Origin of the sequence: Frateuria sp. GZRe14 (assembly GCF_051900395.1) — a bacterium.
GTDB classification, from domain to species: Bacteria; Pseudomonadota; Gammaproteobacteria; order Xanthomonadales; family Rhodanobacteraceae; genus Frateuria_A; species Frateuria_A edaphi.
Map to the genome: position 1 here is coordinate 2607300 of NZ_JBHZGJ010000001.1, position 23253 is coordinate 2630552.

The 23253-nt window shown below is 68.2% G+C and carries 22 protein-coding genes; 12 read left to right on the top strand and 10 right to left on the bottom strand.

Features of this window, described 5'->3' with window-relative positions; all coding sequences use genetic code 11:
- Window positions 1–60: 60 nt before the first annotated feature.
- Both cysC and cysD read right to left on the bottom strand, forming a co-directional pair.
- The gene (gene cysC / locus ACFWZ1_RS11870; RefSeq protein WP_439666548.1) at window positions 61–1887 is read right to left on the bottom strand and encodes an adenylyl-sulfate kinase; all 1827 of its coding nucleotides are present in this window, start codon (window positions 1885–1887) and stop codon (window positions 61–63) included.
- On the bottom strand, window positions 1887–2789 hold the full coding sequence (cysD, locus tag ACFWZ1_RS11875) for a sulfate adenylyltransferase subunit CysD (RefSeq protein WP_439666549.1): 903 nt from the start codon (window positions 2787–2789) through the stop codon (window positions 1887–1889). Before cysD ends, cysC begins: the two co-directional genes overlap by 1 nt.
- A gap of 135 nt (window positions 2790–2924) precedes the next feature.
- Between cysD and ACFWZ1_RS11880 the strand changes: the two genes are divergently transcribed.
- Together ACFWZ1_RS11880 and ACFWZ1_RS11885 are read left to right on the top strand one after the other, a co-directional pair.
- On the top strand, window positions 2925–4535 hold the full coding sequence (locus ACFWZ1_RS11880) for a sulfotransferase (RefSeq protein ID WP_439666550.1): 1611 nt from the start codon (window positions 2925–2927) through the stop codon (window positions 4533–4535).
- Window positions 4536–4614: 79 nt separating this feature from the next.
- Window positions 4615–5397 carry a dioxygenase family protein gene (locus ACFWZ1_RS11885; protein ID WP_231320841.1) on the top strand — a complete coding sequence of 261 codons (783 nt, stop codon included), beginning with the start codon at window positions 4615–4617 and terminating at the stop codon, window positions 5395–5397.
- Between the two features lie 4 nt (window positions 5398–5401).
- Here the strand turns inward: ACFWZ1_RS11885 and ACFWZ1_RS11890 are convergent, their stop codons facing one another.
- Together ACFWZ1_RS11890 and ACFWZ1_RS11895 are read right to left on the bottom strand one after the other, a co-directional pair.
- Complete coding sequence (locus ACFWZ1_RS11890) at window positions 5402–5740, bottom strand: cupredoxin domain-containing protein (protein WP_231320843.1); 339 nt, start codon at window positions 5738–5740, stop codon at window positions 5402–5404.
- A complete protein-coding gene (locus ACFWZ1_RS11895; protein ID WP_439666551.1) occupies window positions 5737–6675 on the bottom strand; it encodes a metallophosphoesterase family protein in 939 nt (312 codons plus the stop codon). The genes ACFWZ1_RS11890 and ACFWZ1_RS11895 overlap by 4 nt, the downstream gene beginning before the upstream one ends.
- A gap of 151 nt (window positions 6676–6826) precedes the next feature.
- Between ACFWZ1_RS11895 and ACFWZ1_RS11900 the strand changes: the two genes are divergently transcribed.
- Both ACFWZ1_RS11900 and ACFWZ1_RS11905 read left to right on the top strand, forming a co-directional pair.
- The gene (locus tag ACFWZ1_RS11900) at window positions 6827–7396 is read left to right on the top strand and encodes a sigma-70 family RNA polymerase sigma factor (protein ID WP_439666552.1); all 570 of its coding nucleotides are present in this window, start codon (window positions 6827–6829) and stop codon (window positions 7394–7396) included.
- Window positions 7383–8153 carry an anti-sigma factor family protein gene (locus ACFWZ1_RS11905; protein ID WP_439666553.1) on the top strand — a complete coding sequence of 257 codons (771 nt, stop codon included), beginning with the start codon at window positions 7383–7385 and terminating at the stop codon, window positions 8151–8153. Before ACFWZ1_RS11900 ends, ACFWZ1_RS11905 begins: the two co-directional genes overlap by 14 nt.
- A 5-nt stretch (window positions 8154–8158) precedes the next feature.
- Here ACFWZ1_RS11905 and ACFWZ1_RS11910 read toward each other — a convergent pair whose 3' ends face one another.
- Both ACFWZ1_RS11910 and ypfJ read right to left on the bottom strand, forming a co-directional pair.
- Complete coding sequence (locus ACFWZ1_RS11910) at window positions 8159–8545, bottom strand: YkgJ family cysteine cluster protein (RefSeq protein ID WP_439666554.1); 387 nt, start codon at window positions 8543–8545, stop codon at window positions 8159–8161.
- Between the two features lie 240 nt (window positions 8546–8785).
- Entirely contained in the window at window positions 8786–9652 is an 867-nt protein-coding gene (ypfJ, locus tag ACFWZ1_RS11915; RefSeq protein ID WP_231320850.1) for a KPN_02809 family neutral zinc metallopeptidase, read from the bottom strand.
- Between the two features lie 114 nt (window positions 9653–9766).
- Between ypfJ and ACFWZ1_RS11920 the strand changes: the two genes are divergently transcribed.
- The 5 genes from ACFWZ1_RS11920 (at window position 9767) to ACFWZ1_RS11940 (ending at window position 13816) form a co-directional block, all read left to right on the top strand.
- Complete coding sequence (locus ACFWZ1_RS11920; protein ID WP_439666555.1) at window positions 9767–10162, top strand: MAPEG family protein; 396 nt, start codon at window positions 9767–9769, stop codon at window positions 10160–10162.
- A 164-nt stretch (window positions 10163–10326) separates the two neighbouring features.
- A complete protein-coding gene (locus ACFWZ1_RS11925) occupies window positions 10327–11055 on the top strand; it encodes a lysostaphin resistance A-like protein (protein ID WP_439666556.1) in 729 nt (242 codons plus the stop codon).
- Window positions 11056–11163: 108 nt separating this feature from the next.
- The gene (locus ACFWZ1_RS11930) at window positions 11164–11769 is read left to right on the top strand and encodes a hypothetical protein (protein WP_439666557.1); all 606 of its coding nucleotides are present in this window, start codon (window positions 11164–11166) and stop codon (window positions 11767–11769) included.
- A 21-nt stretch (window positions 11770–11790) separates the two neighbouring features.
- Window positions 11791–13224 carry a phospholipase effector Tle1 domain-containing protein gene (locus tag ACFWZ1_RS11935; RefSeq protein ID WP_439666558.1) on the top strand — a complete coding sequence of 478 codons (1434 nt, stop codon included), beginning with the start codon at window positions 11791–11793 and terminating at the stop codon, window positions 13222–13224.
- 19 nt (window positions 13225–13243) lie between these two features.
- On the top strand, window positions 13244–13816 hold the full coding sequence (locus ACFWZ1_RS11940; RefSeq protein ID WP_439666559.1) for a hypothetical protein: 573 nt from the start codon (window positions 13244–13246) through the stop codon (window positions 13814–13816).
- 232 nt (window positions 13817–14048) lie between these two features.
- Here the strand turns inward: ACFWZ1_RS11940 and ACFWZ1_RS11945 are convergent, their stop codons facing one another.
- Window positions 14049–14621 carry a Maf family protein gene (locus ACFWZ1_RS11945; protein WP_439666560.1) on the bottom strand — a complete coding sequence of 191 codons (573 nt, stop codon included), beginning with the start codon at window positions 14619–14621 and terminating at the stop codon, window positions 14049–14051.
- Window positions 14622–14785: 164 nt separating this feature from the next.
- Here ACFWZ1_RS11945 and ACFWZ1_RS11950 point away from each other — a divergent pair, with 164 nt between their 5' ends.
- Window positions 14786–16285 (top strand): diguanylate cyclase, encoded by a 1500-nt coding sequence (locus tag ACFWZ1_RS11950; RefSeq protein ID WP_439666561.1) that lies wholly within the window; start codon window positions 14786–14788, stop codon window positions 16283–16285.
- On the opposite strand, the gene ACFWZ1_RS11955 is transcribed toward ACFWZ1_RS11950, so the two are convergent.
- From ACFWZ1_RS11955 to ACFWZ1_RS11965, 3 genes are all read right to left on the bottom strand, one after another.
- Window positions 16275–16724, bottom strand: a complete 450-nt coding sequence (locus ACFWZ1_RS11955) for a GNAT family N-acetyltransferase (protein WP_439666562.1) — start codon at window positions 16722–16724, stop codon at window positions 16275–16277. The genes ACFWZ1_RS11950 and ACFWZ1_RS11955 overlap by 11 nt on opposite strands.
- A 385-nt stretch (window positions 16725–17109) precedes the next feature.
- A complete protein-coding gene (locus tag ACFWZ1_RS11960) occupies window positions 17110–18705 on the bottom strand; it encodes a GMC family oxidoreductase (RefSeq protein WP_439666563.1) in 1596 nt (531 codons plus the stop codon).
- 2 nt (window positions 18706–18707) lie between these two features.
- On the bottom strand, window positions 18708–20408 hold the full coding sequence (locus ACFWZ1_RS11965; RefSeq protein WP_439666564.1) for an AsmA family protein: 1701 nt from the start codon (window positions 20406–20408) through the stop codon (window positions 18708–18710).
- Window positions 20409–20610: 202 nt separating this feature from the next.
- Between ACFWZ1_RS11965 and ACFWZ1_RS11970 the strand changes: the two genes are divergently transcribed.
- Both ACFWZ1_RS11970 and ACFWZ1_RS11975 read left to right on the top strand, forming a co-directional pair.
- On the top strand, window positions 20611–22026 hold the full coding sequence (locus ACFWZ1_RS11970) for an MBOAT family O-acyltransferase (RefSeq protein ID WP_439666565.1): 1416 nt from the start codon (window positions 20611–20613) through the stop codon (window positions 22024–22026).
- Complete coding sequence (locus ACFWZ1_RS11975) at window positions 22001–23173, top strand: hypothetical protein (RefSeq protein ID WP_439666566.1); 1173 nt, start codon at window positions 22001–22003, stop codon at window positions 23171–23173. The genes ACFWZ1_RS11970 and ACFWZ1_RS11975 overlap by 26 nt, the downstream gene beginning before the upstream one ends.
- Window positions 23174–23253: the final 80 nt, after the last annotated feature.

The following is a 23253-nucleotide window of genomic DNA, read 5'->3' on the forward strand; positions in this document are numbered from 1 at the left end:
CCGACCCCGTTCGCGCAGCGCGCAACCAGCGGAACCGAAGCGTCGCCGTAGGTCCGTTCTTTAGATCAATCGCTCCTGCAGGTAGGCAAGCACCTGCTCGGCCAGCTGCTCAGCCCGCCGCCCTTCCGTTTGCAGATGCAACTCCGGCGCCTGGGGTGGCTCGTACGGCGAATCGATGCCGGTGAAGTTGCTGATCTGCCCTGCCCGCGCCTTGGCATAGAGACCTTTCGGATCGCGTTGCTCGCAGTCGGCCAGCGGCGTATCGACAAACACCTCGACAAACTCGCCCTCGCCGAAACGCCCGCGCGCGAAATCCCGTTCCCCGGCGAAGGGCGAGATCACGCACACCAGCACCACCAGTCCGGCGTCGACCATCAGGTGCGCCACTTCGGCCACGCGGCGCACGTTCTCCACGCGAGCCTCGGCGGTGAACCCTAGGTCCACGTTGAGTCCGTGGCGCAGGTTGTCACCGTCCAGCAGGTAGGTATGGAAGCCCTGTGCCGCGAGCTTGCGCTCGACCAGGTTGGCGATGGTCGACTTGCCGGCGCCGGACAGTCCGGTGAACCATAGGCAAAGCGGTTGCTGGCCCTTGGCCAGCGCGCGCGTGGCCTTGTCCACGTCGGTGTGTTGCCAGTGGATGTTGGAAGCACGGTTCAGGGCGAAGTCGAGCATGCCGCAGGCGACGGTGGCATTGCTCTGGCGGTCGATCAGGATGAAGCCGCCCAGCACGCGATTTTCGGCATAACGCTCGAACGCGACCGGACGATCCAGATCGACGTTGCAATAGCCAACTTCATTGAGCTCCAGCCGCCGCGCGGCCAGCGGAGCCTGCGTGTTGACGTCGATCTTGTGCTTGATCGCGGTGACCCGCGCGTTGACCGTGACGGTCCCAAGACGCAACAAATAGCCGCGGTTGGGCAGCAGCGGAGTATCGCCGAACCAGACCAGGTGGCAGCCGAACTGGTCGGCCACCGGCGAAGGCTGCGCAGCCGCGGCGATCACGTCGCCGCGGCTGATGTCGAGCTCGCGGTCCAGGCACAACGTGACCGCCTGCCCGGCACCTGCGTCGGAAAGCTCAGCCGAGGGCCCGACAATGCGCTCGACCCGCGCGCGCTGCCCGCCTGGCTGAACCAGCACCTCGTCGCCGACCGTCACGCGCCCGCCACACACGGTACCGGCGTAACCGCGAAAGTGCTGGTCGGGCCGGTTTACCCATTGCACCGGCAGGCGGAACTGCTCGGCCGGCGCCATTTCGGCATCCAGCGTCTCGAGCAACTCGAGCAGGCTCGGCCCCTGGTACCAGGGCATGCGCGTCGAGCGCAAACCGACGTTGTCGCCATTGGGGGCCACCACCGGCAGCGCATCGACCGATTCGATGCCCATCGCCGCGGCCAGCTCGTGATAGGGCTCGACGATGGACGCATAGACGTCCGCGTCAAGCCCGACAAGATCCATCTTGTTCACCGCCAGAATGATGCGGCGAATGCCCAGCAAGGCGCAGATGTAGGTGTGCCGGCGCGTCTGCGGCAGCAGACCCTTGCGCGCATCCACCAGTACCACCGCCAGGTCCACCTGCGAGGCACCGGTGGCCATGTTGCGCGTGTACTGCTCGTGGCCTGGACAGTCGCCGACGATGAAGCTGCGCCGCGCCGTGTGGAAGTAACGCCAGGCGACGTCGATGGTGATGCCCTGCTCGCGCTCGGCATCCAGCCCATCGGTGACCAGCGCGAAATCCAGCGACTCGCCGCGCTTTCGGCTGTCGCGGTGCAACGCCTCGAGCTGGTCGTCGGCGAGCATGCCGGCGTCGTACAGCAGGCGGCCCAGCAGCGTGCTCTTGCCATCATCCACGCTGCCGCAGGTGATGAAGCGAAGCATGCCGGTGGCCATCAGAAGTAGCCCTCCTGCTTCTTGCGCTCCATCGAGCTGGCGCCGTCGTGGTCGATGATGCGGCCCTGGCGCTCGGAGCTGCGCGAGGCACGCATCTCCCCGATGATCGCGTCCAGCGAATCGGCTTCCGATTCGATCGCGCCGGTAAGCGGATAGCAGCCCAGCGTGCGGAAGCGGACGCAACGCCGTTCCACCTGCTCGCCCTCGCGCAACACCAAGCGCCCGTCGTCGACCATGATCAGCGCGCCGTCGCGTTCGACCACCGGGCGCTGCTTCGCGAAATACAACGGCACCACGTCGATCCGCTCACGGCGGATGTATTCCCACACGTCTAGTTCGGTCCAGTTTGACAGCGGGAATACGCGCACGCTTTCGCCGCTGCGGATCTGCGTATTCCAGGTGCGCCAGAGCTCAGGTCGCTGCTGCTTGGGGTCCCAGCGGTGTTGCGCGCTGCGGAAGGAGAAGATGCGCTCCTTGGCGCGCGACTTTTCCTCGTCGCGCCGTGCACCGCCGATCGCCGCATCGAACCTGTGTTGATCCAGCGCCTGCTTGAGCGCTTGGGTCTTCATCACGTCGGTGTGTACCGCCGCGCCATGGGTGAGCGGTGAAATGCCCTGGCGCACGCCGTCCTGGTTGACGTGCACCAGCATCTGCACGCCCTCTTGCGCCGCCACGCGATCGCGGAAGGCGATCATCTCGCGGAACTTCCAGGTGGTGTCCACGTGCAGCAGTGGCATCGGCGGTGGCGCCGGCCGACTGGCCTTGCGCAGCAAATGCAGCAGCACGGTGGAGTCCTTGCCGATGGAATAGAGCATCACCGGGCGTCGGAAACAGGCGAACACTTCACGAAGAATCTGGATGCTCTCCGCTTCCAGATCGTCGAGGTGGGACAGGCGTTGCATGAGACGGCGTTTTCCTGGCCCGCGCACGGGCGAAGTGTGCACGCTAGCAGACTTGCCCCAGCCTGCGTGACCAGCTCTTGTCTCGAGCGGGCCCCGGAGGACGTACCATCGCCCTTCCACCCGGCGAGATTCCCGATGTCTGCTTCCTGGCCACGTCCCGAGCGCCCGACCGACATGGCCACGCGTGTTGCCGGCCTGTCGCCGGGACAGCGCCAGCAGCTCGAGGCGGCGGCGCGGGCGATCCGCGATGGCGCGCTGGCGCCCGCGCAACAGATGCTCGGTGCCGTGCTGGCGGGCGCACCGGAACATCCCGAGGCCCTGCGCATGCTCGGCATCCTGCATACCCGTGCCCGGCAATACGACGCCGCGCGCGAGGTGCTGGGCGCGGTGCTGCGGCAGTGGCCGGACGATCCCCTGGCGCTCACCGACCTGGGCAACGCCGAGCAGGCGGCCGGCGACGTCGAGGCGGCGCTCGCGCACTGGCGGCAGGTCTGCGCACTGGCGCCTGACTATCCGATGGGCTGGTTCAACCTGGGCCGCAACCTGCAGGTGCTGGGCTACACCGAGCCGGCGGCGGAGGCGCTGGAGCGCGCCTGCTCGCTGGAGGCGACTCTGCTCCCCGCCCACGTGCTGCTCGGCGATGCGCTCGTGCACCTGGGCCGTTTCGGGGAAGCCGACCAGCGCTACCGGGCGGCGCTCGCGCTGCACCCTTCCTGCGGGGATGCCTGGCGAGGACTCGCCAACATCAAGACGCAGCCGCTTTCGGACGACGACCGGGCCCGGCTCGCCGCAATGCTCGAACGCACCGACGTGGCCGAACCCGATCGCATCGCCATGGGTTTTGCACTCGGCAAGGCGAACGAAGACCAGGGTCGATACGAGGAAGCGTTCGCCGCCTTCGGCGACGCCAACGCGCGCCAGCGTCGACTGGCCCCGTGGCAGGCCGGCGGTTTCCATGCGTTCGTGGAATCGGTGGTCGCCGCCGGCGCGAAGCTGCCGGCGGCGGTCGACTCGGTGCAGGGCGAAGAGGCGATCTTCATCGTCGGCCTGCCGCGCTCGGGCTCCACGCTTTTCGAACAGATCCTCGCCGCGCACCCGATGGTGGAGGGCGCCAGCGAACTGCCGGACCTCGGCGAGGTGCTGGTGGAAGAGTCCAGCCGCCGCGGCCAGCCGTTTCCGCGGTGGGTACCATCCGCCACGGCACAGGACTGGCAGCGCTTGGGCCAGCGCTACCTCGAGCGCACCGCACGATGGCGCCGGCAGCGTCCTCGCTTCACCGACAAGCTGCCGGAGAACTGGCGTTACGCCGGCGTGCTCGGCGCGATGCTGCCGGGCGCACGCATCGTCGACGTGCGACGCGACGCGCTGGAGGCCGGCTGGTCGTGCTTCAAGCAGCAGTTCTACCGGTTGCCGCACTTCGCGTGCACGTTGACCGACATCGCCGCTTACGTGCGGGACTACGAGGCGGCGCTGGATCGGTGGCAGGCCACGGCGCCGGAGCGCATCCGCACCCAGCGCTACGAGGCGTTGCTGGCCGATCCGGAGGGCGAGATCCGCGCCTTGCTCGACTTCTGCGGCCTGCCGTTCGACGCGGCATGCCTGGACTTCCACCGCGCCATGCGCGCCATCCGCACGCCCAGCGCCGCGCAGGTCCGCCAGCCGCTCAACCGCGACACCGCACGCGCCGGGCACTATGGCCGCCTGCTCGATCCGCTGCGCCTGGGGTTGGGCCGACCGCTGGCGTAACGGCCGCTTGCGGGCGCAGGTTTCGCCCCGATTATCGGAAGGACATCGCCCGCGAATGGGCCCAAAAGGTTCCGGGAACATGACCACCCTGCCCAGCCTCTACATCTCCCACGGCTCGCCGATGACCGCGCTGCAGCCGGGGCCGGTGCGCGAGCGCCTGGCCGAATTGGCCGCCGAGCTGCCGCGCCCGCAGGCGATCGTGATCGCTACCGCCCACTGGCTGAGCGACGGCCCTCAGGTGGGTGGCGCGGCGCAGCCCGAAACGGTGCACGACTTCTTCGGCTTTCCCGCCGAGCTCTATCAGATCCACTACCCCGCTCCGGGCGCCCCGGCACTGGCCGATCGGGTCCTGGAGATGCTCTCGCAGGCCGGCCTTGACGCCCGCCTCGACCCGCAACATGGGCTGGACCACGGCGCCTGGGTGCCATTGCGCCTGCTCTATCCCGCCGCCGACATACCGGTCGTACCGATCTCGATCCAGCCCGGACGCGATCCGGCCCACCACCTTGCGGTCGGCCGCGCGCTGGCATCGTTACGCGACGAAGGCGTGCTGGTGATCGGCTCGGGCAGCATTACCCACAACCTGGGCGACCTGCGCATGGGCTACGGCGCGGAGCGCGAGGCGCCGTACGTGCGCCCGTTCATCGCCTGGGTGGAAGAGCGCCTGGCCGCCGGCGACGTCGATGCACTGCTCGATTACCGCCGCCAGGCGCCCTTCGCCCAGCGCGCCCATCCGACCGACGAACACCTGCTGCCGCTGTTCGTGGCACTCGGCGCCGCGGGCGCGCAACCGCGCGCGCAGCGCATCGAGGCCGGTATCGACTACGGCATCCTGGCGATGGACATCTACCGCTTCGGCTGAGGCGCTACTGCACCACCACGGTGCCGACCATCATCGGATGGATGGCGCAGTAGTAGGTGTAGGTGCCGGCCCTGGCGAAGGTGACCGCGTAGCTGTCGTCCGTGTCCAGCGCCGCGGAGGATTTGAACGCTCCACCTGCGCTGGTGACGGTGTGTGGTTCCTCGTCCAGGTTGGTCCACACCACGCGCGTGCCCGCGTGGATGGTGAGCGCTTTCGGGCCGAACGCGAAATTTCGTATCTCCACTTTCACGGTCGTCGACTGCGTTGCACCGGCGGACGCCGGCAGAAAGCCCGACGCCAGGGCGACGGCGAACGCGCCGAGCAGAGGCCACCGACCGCTCACGGCAACACCTCCTCGGTAACGGCAAGCGCCTGGCGCCCGCGCACGTGCCGCACCTCGCGCACACCGATGTAGCTGTGCAACCGGCCGGGCGGCACGTCCTTCAATGGGCCAGGCCCCGCTCCTACGCCGGGCGGCGGCTGCGGGTACGCCGTGGAGCGCGCGGTGTGGAACGTGATCGTGCCTTCTACCTTCTGCTGGATCTGGTGGATGTGCCCGTTGAGCACGCTGACCGAGCCGAACCGGCGCAGGTAGCCCATCGCCTGCGCGCTGTCGTCGGTGCCCCACCCCCACTGCGGGTACAGCGGCCACATCGGCATGTGCGCGAACACGACCACCGGTGTCTCCGCTGACAGCGGCGCCAGATCCTTCTTCAGCCAGGCCAGCTGGTCAGGTCCCAGGTACCCGAGCCCGCCCGCCCTCAGGTTGAGCACGTTGACCAGGCCGACGAAGTGCACGCCCCGATGGTCGAAGCTGTACCAGCCACCGGGCTGCTGGTGCTGGCCGAAACGGCGGAAGAACTCCGCGCCGTTGTCGCCGATCACGTCGTGCTCGCCCGGCACGTAGAACACCTGGCGCGCACGGCGCTCGCCCATCACGCCGGCGAGCGTCTCGAACTCCTCGGGGCGGGACAGGTGGGTGAGATCGCCGGTATGGATCAGGAAATCCGGCCGCCGCGGCTGCGCATCGACCAGCGTCAGCGAGGCGCGCAGCGAGCCCACCACGTCGGGGTTGGGCGCCTTGTGGAAGCCGATGTGGGAGTCGCTGACCTGGACGAAACTGAAGCTGGCATCCGGATCCGGCCGGGCGCCGGCGTCGAGCGTGCGCGCCTGCAGCACGCCGCCCTTCATCAGCCACAGGGTGCCGGTACCGGCCCAGGCCATGCACTTGAGGAAATGGCGCCGGTCGATCGGCGCGTCGTCGCGGGGGTCACTCATGTCGGGGGCTCCGGTGGAGCGCATGCCGGATGGCGCGCGCAGGACGCGAGGGCAATCCGCGCGTTCCTTCCTGCGTTACCGCGTGGACAGGCCGCCTATTCCGGCCCTCGCGCGACGGGAATAAAGTCGCCGCGAGCGAGGTAACTACCTTATGTCCGCCGATTCGTTCGCCGCCGCGCCCACCGATGCCGTCACCATGGCGCGCTTCGAAGCCGTGGTATTGCCGTGGTTCGACGCGGCCTACAACCTGGCCCGCTGGCTGGTGCGCAACGACGCCGACGCCCAGGACGTCGTGCAGGAATCGCTGCTGCGCGCGTTGCGTTATTTCGGCAGCTTTCGCGGCGGCGACGCGCGCGTCTGGCTGCTCGCGATCGTGCGCAACACCTGCTACACGCTGCATGCCAGGCACGCACCCGAAAGCCAGCGCGAGAGTCTGGACGACGAGGTCCTGGCGCTGCCCGACGAGGGACCTTCGCCGGAGGCACGCACGCTGCTGGCGGTGGACATCGGGTCGCTGCAGCAGGCGCTCGAACGCCTGCCGCCACCGCTGCGCGAGGTGATCGTGCTGCGCGAACTGGAGGAGTGTTCCTACAAGGAGATCGCGGCGGTCACCGGACAGAAGATCGGCACCGTGATGTCCCGGCTGGCGCGGGCGCGCGAACGGCTCCGCGCCGACCTCTCCCCACCCCCGACGGAGGCAGGCCGCCATGACGTGCGATGAAACCCGGCTGCTGCTGCATGCCTACCTGGACGACGAACTGGACGCGGCGCAAAGCGCGTCGTTGCTGGCACACCTGGGTGCCTGCAACGCCTGCGCCGCCCGTTACGCGGACCACGCCCAGCTGCGTACGGCACTGGCGCAGCCAGCCCTGTACCGTCGCGCACCGGATGCGCTGCGCGCACGGTGGCGAGCGACAGCACCGGTCGCCGCACCGGCCTCTTCCGCGGCCAGGCCGCGACGTAGCCCACTCGCGTTTGCACTGACCGCGGGCTTTGCCGGCGCGCTGCTGCTCACCAGCCCTGCCTGGATCGGTAACCTGCGCGCTCCCGGCACGACGGACGACATCCTGGTCGCGCAGGCCGTTTCCGGCCACCTGCGTTCACTGCAGCCGCAGCATCTGATGGACGTGGCATCCACCGACCGGCATACGGTCAAGCCATGGTTCGAGGGTCGTCTGGATTTTTCGCCCGAAGTGAAGGACCTGGCCAGCCAGGGCTTCCCGCTGGCGGGCGGCCGCCTGGACGTGGTCGGCGGACGCACCGTCGCGGCGCTGGTCTACCGGCGGCACCTGCACGTCATCAACGTTTTCCAGTGGCCGGGCGTGGCCGCTGCCGACCCACAGCCGTATCGCCAGCATGGCTACACCGCGATCGAGTGGAGCGGCGGCGGTATGCGGTACGTGGCCGTGTCGGACCTCAACGAGGCGGAACTGCGGCAGTTCGTGCGCGAGTTCCGCCAGGGTGCGCCGCTGCGCTGAGGCCTTCAGGCGCTCTGCGGCAACGGCGGCGCGCTGTCGCCACCGGAATCCAGCCAGTCTTCCGGCGTCAGCGGGCGCAGGCCGTGGGCGATGCGGCCCTTGTCGCACTGCGGGCTGTGCCGGCCGAACTCCCACGATGGCTCGACCTCCCGGCACACCGACGGCTTGATCGGATGGATGCCGCAATAGGCCGCCTCGCCGATGGTTCCCTTCAGCGCCACGCAGCGCGGCTGTTTGGACTGCGTACCCCGCATCACGACGCGGTGCGGATCCAGCTTTTCGGTGAATTCCACCGGCACCGTGCCGCCCAGGAAGGGATCGGTTTCGGACCAGTGGAAAGCGATGCGGAAGAAGGCGCAGCAGGCGCCGCAACTCAGGCAGGGATGGGCCATGGACCGAACGGGAAGGCGCACCCCCTGGCGCGCAGCGCGCGGATTCTAGGGCGTGGCGAGGTCCGGCGAAAGATGCGGATGCCGGCAAAAAACGCTTTGCCGGCAGCCGTTTAGCGCGGGTTGGGTTTCGGCGGGGAGGCCCCTTCGACTTCTACGATCAGGGTGAACCGCAATTCCGAACCGTTCCCCAGATGCCGAAAGAGCCGAAGTCAGAGGGCCGACATGCCGCGGCAACCCGAATCAGATATCTCCGGAGAACGTGTCGCAACGGGAGACCTGCCCGCTCTCCAGTCCCGCCTTGAACCACTTCACCCGCTGCGCCGAAGTGCCGTGGGTGAACGAGTCGGGCACCACCGTCCCCTGGGTCTCGCGCTGCAAGGTGTCGTCGCCGATCTTGCTGGCGGCGTTCAACGCCTCTTCGACATCCCCCGCCTGCAGCCAGTGCAACCGCTGTTCGCTGCGGTTGGCCCACACCCCCGCAAAGCAGTCGGCCTGCAGCTCCTGGCGCACCGAAAGACCGTTGGCGCCCTCCATCGGCGCGCCCCGTTCGCGCGCCTGTTGCACTTGATCGAACACGCCCAGCAGCTTCTGGACATGGTGGCCAACCTCGTGCGCGATCACGTATGCGCGTGCGAAGTCGCCGGCCGCGCCGAAGCGATCCTGCAGTTCCCGGAAAAACGACAGATCGAGGTAGACCTTCTGGTCACCCGGGCAGTAGAACGGACCCACCGCGGTGGAAGCCAGGCCACAGGCGGTGCGCACGCCGCCGCTGAACAGGTCCAGTGTCGGATCCACGTACTGGCGCCCGTTGGCGGCAAAGATGTCGCCCCAGGTCTTCTCGGTCGACCCCAGGATCGCGCTGACGAAGTCGCGTTGCTGCGGGTCGACCTGGGCCGGCTCGCTGACCTGGCTCGTGGCTGGGCCGGCCTGACCGCCTTGATCGAGCAGCGCCGTCGGGTCCTTGAAGAACACCCAGCCCAGGATGGCCAGCACGATCAGGCCGCCGATGCCCATCCCGCGGCCGCCACCGAAGCCGAAACCACCGCCGCCACCCCGCCCGCTGTCGACTTCCACGTTCCGGCTACGCTCGCCCTTCTGCCAGTCCATGCCGTCCGCCTCGCCATGCGCCGCAGCGCGGTCAGGGCACACTACCCGCCGGCACGTCTCCCGCGCGTGGACGTTGCCGCTACAGTAGGCCACCGTTCAACTGCGCAGCCCTCCATGAAAGAAAACCTGCCCGCCCTGGTCACCCTGCTCGCCGTCCTGCTGATGTTCGGCACCGCCTTCGCGGTGGGCCGTGCACGCGGCCGTTACCAGGTCCACGCGCCGGCGACCAGCGGCCACCCGGCCTTCGAGCGGGCGTTCCGCGTGCAGATGAACACGCTCGAGGCCGCGCTGCTGTTCCTGCCCACGCTGTGGCTGGCTGCGCACTACGGCTTCGCATTCTGGGCAGGAATCGCCGGCCTGGTCTGGCTGGCCGCGCGGACCTGGTACGCGCTGGCCTACCTGCAGGAGGCGGCCAGGCGTGGCGGCGGCTTCGTACTCGGCATGACCGCATGGGCGGCGACGCTGCTCATGGCGTTGACCGGCCTGGGTCGCGCGTTGCTGGCCGGTTGAACGGTCCGCAGGATTGCGCCGTGCCCCGCCCCACGGCTAGCGTGGGCGACCGGGCCGCGTCCGTCCGTCCATTCCCCGCAGGTTGTTTCCGGCCGATGCCCTCCCGCCCGCTCCACCCCTCGCTGCACGATGCGCGATTGCCTCATTTGGGCAGCGCGATCGGCATGATCGTTCTCTATTTCGCGCTGCAGTTCCTCGCCAGCGGCCTGGTTGGGGTCGGGCTGGGTTTTGCGCTTGGCGTCTCCGGCGCGCCGGCGGCCGGTATGGCCGCGCGCATCAAGGCGGTGCTGGCTCAGCCGGATACCAATGCGTTGATGGTGATCCTCACGCTGCTGCTGGCTGCCAGCGTGACCATCGTGCTGGTGCGAAGGCTTTGGCCCGCGGCCTGGTCGCATGGCGCGCCGCCTGGCCTCGGCCTGACGCGCCCGGGCCGTCCGCTGTTCTACCTGGCGGCGGTGCTGCTAGGCCTCGCCCTGCCGATCGCCGGTGGCTGGCTGACCCGCTGGGTGGCGCACGGCCACCAGGTCACCCAGGACGTCAAGCAGATCGGCGGCGCCGCCTCGCTGTTGCTGCGCCTGCCGCTGGCGCTGGTGGTGGTCAGCCTCGGCCCGCTGGTCGAGGAACTGCTCTTCCGCGGCGCCCTGCTCTCGGCGCTGTTGCGGCGGACGCATGCCGGCTGGGCGATCGCGATCAGCTCCCTGCTGTTCGCCTGCGTGCACCTGCCGGACCTGGGCTTCCTCTGGTACGCCGTTCCCAACTTGGCCCTGCTGGCCGCGGCGCTGGCCTGGCTGCGGCTGCGATCGGGCTCGTTATGGCCCGCGGTGGTCGCGCATGGCGTGAACAACCTGCTGGCGGTGGTCGCCTGGTTCGTGGCGTCCTCGGGCATCCACTAGGGAATCGGCGATCCCCGTCCCGCTTGTAGGGGATCGTCCATTGCGGTCTCGCGCCGGCATCGCCTAGATTCGACCTTCCCTTTTCCGCATCGAGCAGGACGCCCGATCATGCGACACGCCCGCCTTGCCTCCCGCGCCTTGCTGATTCTTATCGCACTGACAGGATGTCTATCTGCCATGGCACTTCCTTCCGATACCTCGACCACGCATCCGGCGACAAACCATTTTCCGCTGAAGTTCAAGCGGCATGATTTTCGCGCCTACTGCTACAACACCATCGGGTGCGAGGTGATCTACGCGAACAATAACTTCACTCGGTTGCGCTCTGGTGACGTTGTGAGCCCGCCACCTCCATCTGCGGATTATCGCGACAAGTGGGGGTTTGCCTCCTATGGTGGAATACCAAATTTTCCACCGCCAGCCCGCGTGCGATGGAGGTCGTTGGACGGCGTATCCCACGAAGCCGATATCGACATTGGCGCCATCTTCAAGGACGAACTGGTCAGATATAGCGTAGCAAACGACGAAATTCCTGAAGGAGCCTTTCCAGGCCCGGGTCCCGCCACCGATCCAAGCATTTTTCTCGAGGTTAACGATCGCACCATTAACGTATTCACGCGATCTTTCATTCCTACAAAGAAGGAGCAAATCCCCGGCAACAAATACAGCGACTCCCGGCAAGACCTGATCTTGGTCTGGACACGAACGTACTGATAGCGGGAATCGGAGCCAAGGATGGGAAACAAGAACGTTAGCGATGATTTACCTGAGGATGGTGTTTCCAGCTATACGGCCAACGCAAGCGACATGCAGTTGTATAGTAGCGCCAGTAAACAGCTGTCTCTCTTCAAAGCACCGGTTCTCCTGCACCATGGCAACCCGCACGAACGCCTTTATTTTGCGGCCCTCGATGGCACCGGTAACGATAAGAACAACGACCCGCTACACGCCACCAACGTGGCGAAGATCGATGAACAAATAGAAGAGCTTGTGGCCGGAGGCAACACAGAAATCGCGGAGGGCTACCTCCCTGGCCCTGGAACTCAAGAAAATCGGGTCACCCGCATCCTGGACGGTGCGATCGGTTACACGCACGAAGCCCGCGTCGAGAAAATCTATGACATGTTCATTAGGAAAGCCCGCGATTGGATGCGTGAAGATCCCGATGCTCAAATTAGAGTGGTAGGCATTGGTTTCAGCCGCGGGGGTGAGGAAGTCGCGAGCTTCGCTAGAATCGTGCAGGAACGCGGCATCCAAAATCCAGCGGGCGCCGTCTACACCCGCGACTCCCACGGCAACATCACCCACGTCGAATACACCAAACCGCCCTTGATCGAACCAGGCAAGGTGGCCCAGGTCGTCGGGTTGTTCGACGCGGTGGGCACGGGCGCCCCGGTGAACGACTACGACCGGCGGTTGCCGCCGTCGGTGATCTCGGGCGTGCAGATCTTTTCCAAGGACGAACACCGCGGCCTGTTCAAGTCTGACCACATCATCGATCCGGGCCTGACGCCCGACGGGCGCTTTCTCGGCGTCCTGGTGCCGGGCGCGCACTCTGACGTCGGTGGAGGCTACCTGCGCAATGGCCTGTCCATCCGCAGCGGCAACCTGATGGTCGATTACCTCAATGCGCTGAGCGACCGTCCGTTCCTCGAAAAGTCGCCCGAGCCGATCGACCCCCGCCTCAACGTCGTGCACCGCTCGACCGAGGGCCTGTGGCTTTACCGGGTGTGGGACAAGATCGACCGGCTCAAGCCGGAGGGGTACAACACCCTGGAAGCACCTCGTCACCATCACCACGGTCATCGCGTGATGGGCGATCCCTACAACGCCGAACCCCGCAACGAGGCCCTGAGCGGCGAGTTCGATTTTCGCGCCGTGGCGATCAGTCCCGTGCCGGGCGCTGCCCCGGAAACCGCGGGGGAGCCTGCCAAGGCCGCTGCTGCGGATCCGGTCGACGCGATGGTCGAGCGGCTCTACCAGGCCGCCCTCAAACGGGACGCTGGCGCGATGGACGCCGTGGCGGGCGATTATCTGCAATCACCGCAAGGGACCGCCTGGTGGCGCGAGATCCAGCAATACAGCCAGGCGATGCAGGTCCCGGATCCAGTGCTCGCCTATCAGGGACAGGCGGCGGAGCCGGCGATGACGGCCGGCATGCAGCGCTGACCCAACCCGAGGAGATGCCATGGACGGCGGCAATATCGACGACGTGAAACAACTGCTGGTCAAGCTAGCGGTCATCGCAGAGCAGCTCGACACGCGCAGCCGCGGTGCCCTGCAGCGCATCGATACCAGCGCTACGGCGCTCGATCGCAGCGCGCAACGCTGGACGGAAGGCGGCGAGGATTTTTCCCGCAAGGCGTTGGAAACCATCGGCGCGCAGGCGCGCGACTGCATTGCCGGCGCCACCCGCCAGGCGCTGGCCCCGCTGGACGCGCAGTTGCGCCACGCCGCCGAAGCGGCGAAATGGGCGGCAGACGCGCTGGCCGAACAACGCAAGCTGCTCACCCAGGCGCAGCAGTCACTGGTCCGCAGGGGTCTGCTCGCCCTGCTGGTGGGATCGGTGCTTGCGGCAGGCGGCAGCGGCTACCTGGCCTGGCGCAACATGCACAGCGCCGCTCTCGGTGATGATGTGCTGGAGGCCGTGCGCTCGGGCGCACTCGTACGTTGCCCGGACAGCCAGTCGCTGTGCGTAAGGATAGGTACCCGGCCGCACCGAAGCGGAGCTGGGGGCGAATACCTGGTGGTCCAGCCGTAGCCTGGCGAAGGCGGGCATAAAGGGAATGCCACGCGCCCCAGGCGCCCTCTGTCATCGAACGCGCGCCCGAAGGATCGAAGGCAGCCAGAACCGTCCGCCGCTTTTGGATGGAGGCTCGGATGGGTCGGGCGAGGGAAATCCCCACCTCCGCGCCAATCTTTCCACCCCAGGAGATCAGCGACCGCGCCGCGCGGTCCCAGCAGCGACAAACCGTGGCCGGAGAGGAGCTGGCTCAGCCTGGCAAGACGCCGAAGCCACGCAACAGGCGCGCCGTCTCGAACAGCGGCAACCCCATCACTCCGGAGTAGCTCCCCTCCAGATGTTCCACCAGCGCGGCACCGCGCCCCTGGATCGCGTAGCCGCCCGCCTTGCCGAACGGCTCCCCCGTGGCGACATACGTGGCGATGGCCGCCTCGTCCAGCGGTGCGAAACGCACCTTCGAGATGCAGAGCTCGCGGCGCGCCTGCTGCGCATCCACGCCCCATACCGCCGAGATCACCGCGTGGGTCCGGCCCGATAAGCGACGCAACATCGCGGCAGCCTGCGCCGCGTCCGACGGCTTACCGAACACCTCGCCCTCCAGCACGACCTCGGTATCCGAACCGACCACCAGCGCGCCCGCAACATTCGCCACCAGGGCTAACCCTGCCTGCGCCTTGTCGCGGGCGACCCGGCCGACGTACTGCTCCGGCGACTCGTCCCTGGCGCGTATCTCGGGTACGTCCACGTCCAGCGTGGTGTAGGCAACGCCGAGTTGCTGCAGCAGCTCGCGGCGGCGGGGGGATTGCGAGGCGAGATAAAGCATGGCGTGTCGGGACGAGGCGAAGAAACCAGCATAACGGCATCCGCTCCTGCGCTTACCGCGACACAGTCGGCACTGCGGCCGCGGCAGCGTTGTGCGGCGACCCCGCCCGCTTCCACAATCGGGCCTCCCTGCTCCCCGGCAGCGCGGCTACCACCGAGGGCTTCGTGAAACTTCAGAGCTGGACGCCCAGGATCTACGCGCCGCTCCTGCTCGGCCATCTCGGCGTGCTGTTGTTCGTCGGCGAGCGCTGGATCCTGGCGTCCAGCTACGCGTTCGTGCTGGCGATTCTGGCTTTCACCGTGATCCTGTGCTGGCGCCGGCTGCACCTGAGCGTCAACCACAACACGCCACTGTGGGGCCTGCTGCTCGGCGCGCTGCTGGCGCAATTGGCCGCCTTCGTACTGTTGCTGGTCGATGCCCTGCATCACCCCCAGGGCACGCTGGTGGCGTTCGATCCCACGTTCTACTTCTGCCTTGGAAGCTTCTGGCTGATCGCCGCGGCGGCCTACAACCCGCTGACCCCGGTGCGTCGGTGGACCACCGCCATCGACGGCGTGCTGGCGTGCGCCATCGTGGCACTGTTCTACCTGATGCTGGTCCGATTGCTCGCCGCCGGCCAGCCGGCGCAGGCCACGGGCCGTTACGTCATGTTGATGTTCGACGGCATGGGGTTGTTCGTGGCGCTGTTCACCTCGCTTCGCTTCGTCGCCACGCGGCGCGCGGACGAACGGCGATTCCATTTCGTGCTGGCCGCCTTCGCGTGGGTAGATGCGATCCTTCCGGCGATCCACAGCCGCTTCATTCTGGCAAGCGAATCGTGGCTGCCGGAGTGGCTGCTGGGATGGCCCTTCGTGATGCTGGGGCTACTGCTCAGCCGCCGCCGAACGGTGTGGCTGCGCGGCTACCGGCCGACGCCGCGCACCCGCCAGGTGGCGGCCAGCATCGCCCCGTTGATGCTGAGTCTGGCGCTGTGCCTGCTCGGCTTCGCTCAGCTCGGCGCGGACCGGCCGCTGGCGATGGGCGCGCTGATCCTGGCCGTCGCCGCCTACGGCGTGCGGACCACCGTGCTGCTGGGTTACCACCAGGCGGTGGAGGACGAACTGCGCAGCCTGCGCCGCAACCTGCACCACAAGAGCGTCCGCGACGAGCTGACCGGCCTGCTCAACCGCGCCGGTTTCCGGCAGGTACTTCGACGCTCGTGGCAGGAAGCGGTGCGTGCACGGCGGGCGTTCGGGATCGCCGTGGTGGACGTGGACAACTTCAAGTCCTTCAACGACACCTACGGTCACCTCGCCGGGGACGACTGCCTGTCGCTGGTCGCCCACACGCTGCGCCAGGAGGCCGGCATGCAGCCGGGCGTGGTGGCGGCGCGCTACGGCGGCGAGGAGTTCGTGATCCTGCTGAGCGACCTGGACATCGACCGCGCCGAAGCGGTCGTGCAGCGGTTGCGGCTGCGCGTGGAAGCGCTGCAGGTTCGCCACATCAACTCGGCCCACGGCGCGGTCACGATCAGCGCCGGCGTGGCCGTGATGGCCGCGGGCACCATGCTGGCCAGCGAAAAACTGCTGCGCGCCGCCGACGAGGCACTGTTCACGGCCAAGCGCGGGGGACGCAACCAGGTCCGCCGCGCGGCCGTCGTGGCGGCGCCGCCGGCTAAAGCGTGAGCGTGTACTCGCAGAACTGGCGATCGCGCTCCCAGCCCAGCGATTCGTACAGCGCCTGCGCGGGCGCATTGTCGAGCGCGGTCGACAAGGACAGGCTGGCCGCGCCCAGTGCACGCGCATGCGCCGCCGCTTCCCGCAGCAACGCTGCAGCCACGCCCTGCCGGCGCGCCCGGGCCGCCACGAACATGTCGTTGAGCAGATAGGTCCGCACCATCCGCACCGAGGAAAACAGCGGATAGAGCTGGGTAAAGCCCAGCCCGGCGCCCTCGGCGCCCAGCGCCAGCAGGATCACCGATTGGTGGTGCGCGAAGCGCGCGCCGAGGAAGGCGCGTGCGCCTTCGAGGTCGGACGGCTTGCCGTAGAACTGCCGGTAGCCGTCGAACAACGGCGCCAGCGTGTCGAGGTCATGGACGGTAGCCTGGCGAACCTGGACGGTCATGGCAGTTCCGGAGAAGGTGGAAGTGCGACCGTATCGACCTGATGGCGGCCGCACAAGCCTGCCTCGTGGCTTGGCGCTACCCACGCGTTTCCGGGGCCTGGAGCGGACGTGCCGGTACCGCGGCTGGCGTCGGCATTCCGCATCGGCCGGACCGGCCCATGAGCTGCCCTCCCTGCCAACCTTCCTAGCTCGCGGCCTGGCCCGCGGAGCGCACATGCCATCGGGGGAATGAGGAACCGCGCGAACTGTAGGAGCGCCCTTGGGCGCGACCGCGGGGCACGTGCGCAAGCCGGTGCGGTAACTCGGGTGATGGCCGTCTCGGCGTCCAAATGGCGGTCGCTCCGAAAGCGCTGCTACAGAAGCTCGCGCCGGGGCGCCCGGTCTGCTATGGGTTATCGGCCAGCACGAACCGCGCGGCCATCTCGCCGATCATCGCCGAGGGGGCTTCGGTGTTGCCACTGATCAACGTGGGCATGATCGAGGCGTCGGCGACGCGCAGCCCCTGGATGCCGCGCACGCGCAGCTGCGGATCGACCACCGCCCCCTCATCGGCGCCCATGCGGCAGGTGCCCACCGGGTGATAGATGGTATCGGCGTGTGCGCGGATCAGCGCGCGCAGGCCATCGTCGTCCTCGCTGCCGGTGCCGTACAACAGCTGCCCGCCGAACGCCGCCAGCGCCGGCGCCGCCAGGATGCGCCGGACGATGCGCGCCCCCTCGACCAGCAGCTCCGTGTCTTGCTGCGCCGAGAGAAAATCCGGATCGATCAGCGGTGCGGCCGCCACATCCGCACGCGCCAGGCGCACGCGTCCCCGGCTCGACGGTCGCAACACGCAGACATGCAGCGCCATGCCAGTGGATAGGTGCATGCGGCGGTTGTGGTCATCGACCATCCCGATGCAGAAATGCAGCTGCAGGTCCGGTCGCGTGACCTCGGGCCGGCTGCGGATGAAACCCCCGGCCTCGGCCGCGTTGCTGGTCAGCATGCCCTCGCCCCGCCGGCGGTAGGCGCCGCCACTGGCGACCATCCGTGCAAGAGTCGTCGGGTTCATGCCGAACAGGCCTTCGGCGCGAACACGCAGGTTGGCGGTGTAGTCGATGTGGTCCTGCAGACGGCCGCCCACGTCGGGCGCGTCCTGCAGCACCGGGATGCCGAGCTCGCGAAGGTGCGCTCCCGGCCCGATGCCGGAAAGCATCAGCAACTGCGGCGAGCCGATCGCGCCGCCGCAGAGGATCACCTCGCGCCGCGCAAGCAGTCGCCTCCCTCCGACGAGCACCCCGCGCGCGCGATGCCCCTCGAACAGGATGCGCTGCACCGGCCGCCCGGCCAGCACGCGCAGGTTCGGCCGCGCCTTGCCGTCGCCGAGGTATGCACGTCCGGCGTCGATCCGGCGGCCGTCGCGCTGGTACACCTGGTACAGGCCAACGCCCTCCTGGCGCGGGCCGTTGAAGTCGTCGTTGCGCGGGTAACCGCACTGCACCGCCGCCTCCACGAACGCACGGCTCATCGGGCTGGGCGAGCGCAGGTCGCTCACCGGCAGCGGCCCGCCGACGCCGTGCCACGCATCGGCGCCGCGCTGGTTGTCCTCGATGTCGCGGAACACCGGCAGCACGTCGTCCCAGGCCCATCCGGCACAGCCGAGCGCGGCCCAGCCGTCGTAATCCTCGGGCTGGCCGCGGGTGCAGATCATCGCGTTGATCAGGCTGCTGCCGCCGACTCCGCGACCACGCGGCACGTAGCCACGGCGTCCGCCCAGGTGCGCCTGTGGCACCGTCTCGTAGGCGTAGTTGTGCCGGCTACGGAAAGGCACCAGCGCGGCGATGCCCATCGGCACGCGGCTCAGCCATGAAGGCGTGGCCGGTCCGGTCTCGACCAGGAATACCGTGGGCCGACCGGGTGCATCGGCCAGCCGCGCGGCGACTGCGCAGCCGGCCGGGCCGGCGCCGACCACGATGAAATCGGCGCTCTCCCGGTCGCTCATGCTCAATGCCCCGAGGTCGGCTGCTTGGGCTTGAGCGCGTTCTGCAGCAGGTTGTTGAGCGCGTCCTCGGTGCTGGCGGGCTGCTTCGCCGCCGGCTGCGTGCCCTTGCCGCGCGCGCCGGCCTCCAGCAGGCCGACCGCCGCCTTGGGATCGACCTTGAAGCTGGGTGCGCTGGCCGTGCCTCCCACACGCACGCCTACGCCGTTGGTGCTCATGCCCTTGATCAGGCCGCCGAGCGCGCCGCCGGCTTTCGATCCGCCCAGCAGGCCGGCAAGGCCCTGGCCCGCCTGTCCCGCGCCGGTTACGCCCTGGTCGAGCTTGACCAGCATGCGGAAATCGAGCGCGCCGTCGGCGGCCATGCGGCCCTTGCCCGTGAAGCTACCGAGCTGGGCGATCTGCGCCTTGGCCGGGTCGGCGTCGATGCCCTTGGGCGAGATGGTCAGCATGGCCTCGGCATGGCGGATCACGGTGTCCTTCGGCGCGCTGATGCCAGCCAGCGCCAGTGCGCCACCGAGCTTGTCGCCGAGGCTGTAGCCGGCCAGCCGCGTGCCGTCGAGCGAGACCGGCCCGTGGATGACCAGCGCATCGAGCGCCCCGCGCACGCCCAGATCCATGCTGGCGGTGCCGCCGGCCAGTCGCGAATCCTTCGGCAGGATCACGCCGAACACCGGCAACAGCGGCTGCAGGTCATCGATCGGCTGGCGCTGGCCCTTCACCTTCAGGTCCATGCGCATCACCGCGGGGCGATTGTCGAAGCTGCCGCCGATGGACAGGCGCGCCGCGCCCGCGTGCAGCGTGGTGTTGGCGATCTGGCCGGTACCGGCAGCCAGCCGGTAGTTGGCCTGGTAGTCGATGCGCAGCGGTTGCGGCGAAGGCGAGCCGGACGCGACCAGTTGCAGCTTGCGTGCATCGATGCGTCCCTTCGAGCGCAGCACGCCCTTGGCGGAAGCGATGTGCGTGTCCAGGTCGAGCACGCCGCCCACGCCGCTGCCGCGCGCCATCAGGCCGGCACCGATGAGATTCAGGTCACGCATGACCAGATGCGCATCGACCGGGGTCGACACGGCGTTGCCGGACTGCCAGGGACCGAGCCTGCCGTCCAGCGCCAAGGTGCCGCCGCCGGCAATGTCGGCTTTCAGTTCGAACGGGAAGGCCGCCTGCGTGCCGACGTGATCCGCACTCAGGTGCACGTGGTCGTACACCTTGCGGTCGCCGGCCATGCGCGTGAGTTCGATGCGGCCATCGTCGAGGCGCAGCCGGTCGACCGTGAGTCCCGAGGGCACGCCGGCCCCGGCGCCTTCGGACGGCGCCGGACCGCCGCCGAGTCCGGCGAAGTTCCAGTCGCCCTTGCGGTTTTGCAGCAGGCGCACCACCGGCTGCTCGAGCGTCAGCGAGGTGACGTGCAGTTCGCGGTGGATCAACAGCGGCCACAGCTCCACGCCCAGGTCCAGCGAACGCGCGCTGACAAATGGCTGCTTGCCGAACGCCGGGTCATCACCGATGCGGATCTCGTCCGCCTCGAGCGAGCCAGTCCACAACGCCATGTGCAGCTTGCCGATGCTCACCTCGCGACCCAGCGCCTTGCCCAACGAGGCCTGGATCTGCGGGCGGAAGTGGTTGGCGTCCACCAGCAGCAGCGCGGCGGCGCCGAGCACGACAAGCGCAATCACGACGGCAAATACACCGATGAGCAGGCGCTTCATGGGGTTTTCTCCGCGGAATCGACGGCAACGCGGCCGGGCCTCGGGATACTAGCGCGGGTAACACGGTTGAGCCCGCCGCAATGCCCGGACCGTGCGCCGCGCCACGCCAGGCCGGTCTCGCGCGGCCGTAACGCACCGGCGCTTGCATCGGGCACCGCCTGATGCTAGACCACGCCGGCTGCTGCGCCCCGGGCCCAATGCGATGGTATTCAACTCGCTCGCCTTCATCGCGTTCTTCGCCGTGGTCCTGGCGCTGCACGCCATGCCCTTCCGCTGGACGACCAAGAAGATCAATCTGCTGGTCGCCAGTTATCTGTTCTACGCCGCATGGAACCCGCCGTTCGTCATCCTGCTCTGGATCTCCACGGTGGTCGACTGGTTTGCAGCCCAGCAACTGGTGCGCGCGCAGCGGCCGCTGGTGCGCCGCGCCTGGATGCTGCTGTCGGTAGTGGCCAACCTGGGAATGCTCGGCTACTTCAAGTACGGCCATTTCCTGCTGGAGAACTTCAGCGCGGCGATGGCGGCGATTGGCGTTCACTACGTGCCGCCGGCCTGGGACATCGTGCTGCCGGTGGGCATTTCCTTCTACACCTTCGCCACGCTGTCCTACACGCTGGACGTGTACCTGCACCGCGCCGTGCCGGCCAACCGGTTCCTGGACTACGCGCTGTTCGTGACATTCTTCCCGCACCTGGTCGCCGGGCCGATCATGCGCCCGACCGAGCTGGTGCCGCAGTTCGAGCAACCGCACAAGGCCAGCGCCGACCAGCTGCGCTTCGGGCTGGTGCTGATGACGCTGGGGTTGTTCCAGAAGATCGTGCTCGCCGACAGCTTCCTGGCGGGCGTGGCCGAGGCGATCTACGACACCGACCAGGCGCCCGGCACGCTGGATGCCTGGATCGGCACGCTGGCCTTCAGCGGCCAGATCTTCTGCGACTTCGCCGGCTACTCCACTACCGCGATCGGCGCGGCGATGTGCCTGGGCTTCGCCATGCCGGACAACTTCCGCTTCCCGTACGCGGCGATCGGCTTCTCGGACTTCTGGCGGCGCTGGCACATCACCCTGTCGTCCTGGCTGCGCGACTACCTCTATATCCCGCTGGGAGGCAACCGCCACGGCGCGGCGCGCACCTACCTGGCTCTGATGGCGACCATGCTGTTGGGGGGTCTCTGGCACGGCGCGAGCTGGACCTTCGTCGTGTGGGGCGGCCTGCACGGCCTGTACCTGTCGGGCGAGCGTGCGCTGCGCACGCACTTCGCCGGCTACCGGCCCGGGCCGGGCATGCTGCTGGCCCTTGGCCTGCTCACCTACGTGTTGATCAACGTGACCTGGGTGTTCTTCCGCGCGCACAGCTTCGGCAAGGCGTGGGACGTGCTGCGGGGCATGGCCGGCGGCAACGGGGCCGCCACGCCGATCCTGCCGATGGTGTCGCTGGTGACCACGGCACTGATCGTCGGCGGGCTCGTATTCGCGCACTGGCTGATGCGCAGGCACACGCTCGAATCCATGCTGCAGCGCGCGCCCGCCTTGGCGTTGTCGACCGGGCTGGGCGTGATGGTGTTCGCCATCGTGATCGCACAGGGCACAGGCAATGCCTTCATCTATTTCCAGTTCTGACGAAACGTCCAGCGCGCAACCGCTGCGCGCCGGCTTCGTGCGGCTGACGGCAGCCGATCGTCCCGGCGTCGCGCAACCGGTGCCCGTGCGAGACATTCCCGTGCAGCCGTGGCGCTGGATCTGGATCGGTGCGGCGGTGCTGGCATTGCTGCTGACCGGCGCATGGGAGTGGCAATGGCGCGCCTACGGCGTCACCCCGGGCTATCGCAACAGCAACGGCGAATGGGCCATGCAGCGGCGGCGCATCGACCAGGGCGAAGGCGGCAAGACCGTGCTGATCGGCTCCTCGCGCGTGCTGTTCGACGTGCAGCTGACGCAGTGGCAGCGGTTGACCGGCGAACGGCCGATCCAGCTGGCGATGGAAGGTACGTCGCCGCTGCCGATGCTCGAAGACCTGGCCGCCGATCCGAACTTCAAGGGCCGGCTGGTGGTCGGCGTCGCGCCATTGCTCTTCTTCACCGGCTACGCCTACCGCGGCGACGTGGTGCCCTATACGCACAAGCAGACGCCGTCGCAAAAGATCGGCAACTGGCTGTCGATGCACCTGATCGAGCCCTGGCTTGCCTTCGACGACCCCGATTTCGCCCTGGCCACGGTGGTCAAGCGCCAGGCCTGGCCGGCGCGCGACGGTACCCACCCGTACATCGCCGTGCGCAAGCTCGCGGACACGGGCGCCGACCGCGACACCCACATGTGGACCAAGCTGCAGACCGACGCCGGCTACCGCGCACTGGCCCGACGCATCTGGGCGCAGCAGTTCCACCGTCCGCCACCGCCGAACATGGACACGCCGGCCAAGCAGCGCACCGTGGTCGATGAACAGATCCGCCGCGCAGTGGTGGCGGTCGCCACGCTGCGCGCCCGTGGCGTGCAGGTGGTATTCGTGCGCCCGCCGAGCATCGGTCCGTTCCATGCATTCGAGGAAAAGGTGCTGCCGCGCGCACAGACCTGGGACGTGCTGCTCAGGCGCACCGGCGCGCCGGGCATCCATTTCGAGGATCATCCGCAGTTGCGCGGCTACGAGCAGCCGGAGTGGTCGCATATCGCGGCCACCGATGCCCGTCGGTTCACCACGGCACTGGTGCCGCTGGTCGAGGGCCAACTCGCCCCCGCCCCACCGGCCCGGCTGGCATCGACGAAGCCGTAGTTCCGGGCAGGCACGCGACGGACCTCTTCATCACGGATCATTGAGCCTGCAAAGGCACCCAGGCGGTTAGCGTTGGCGAC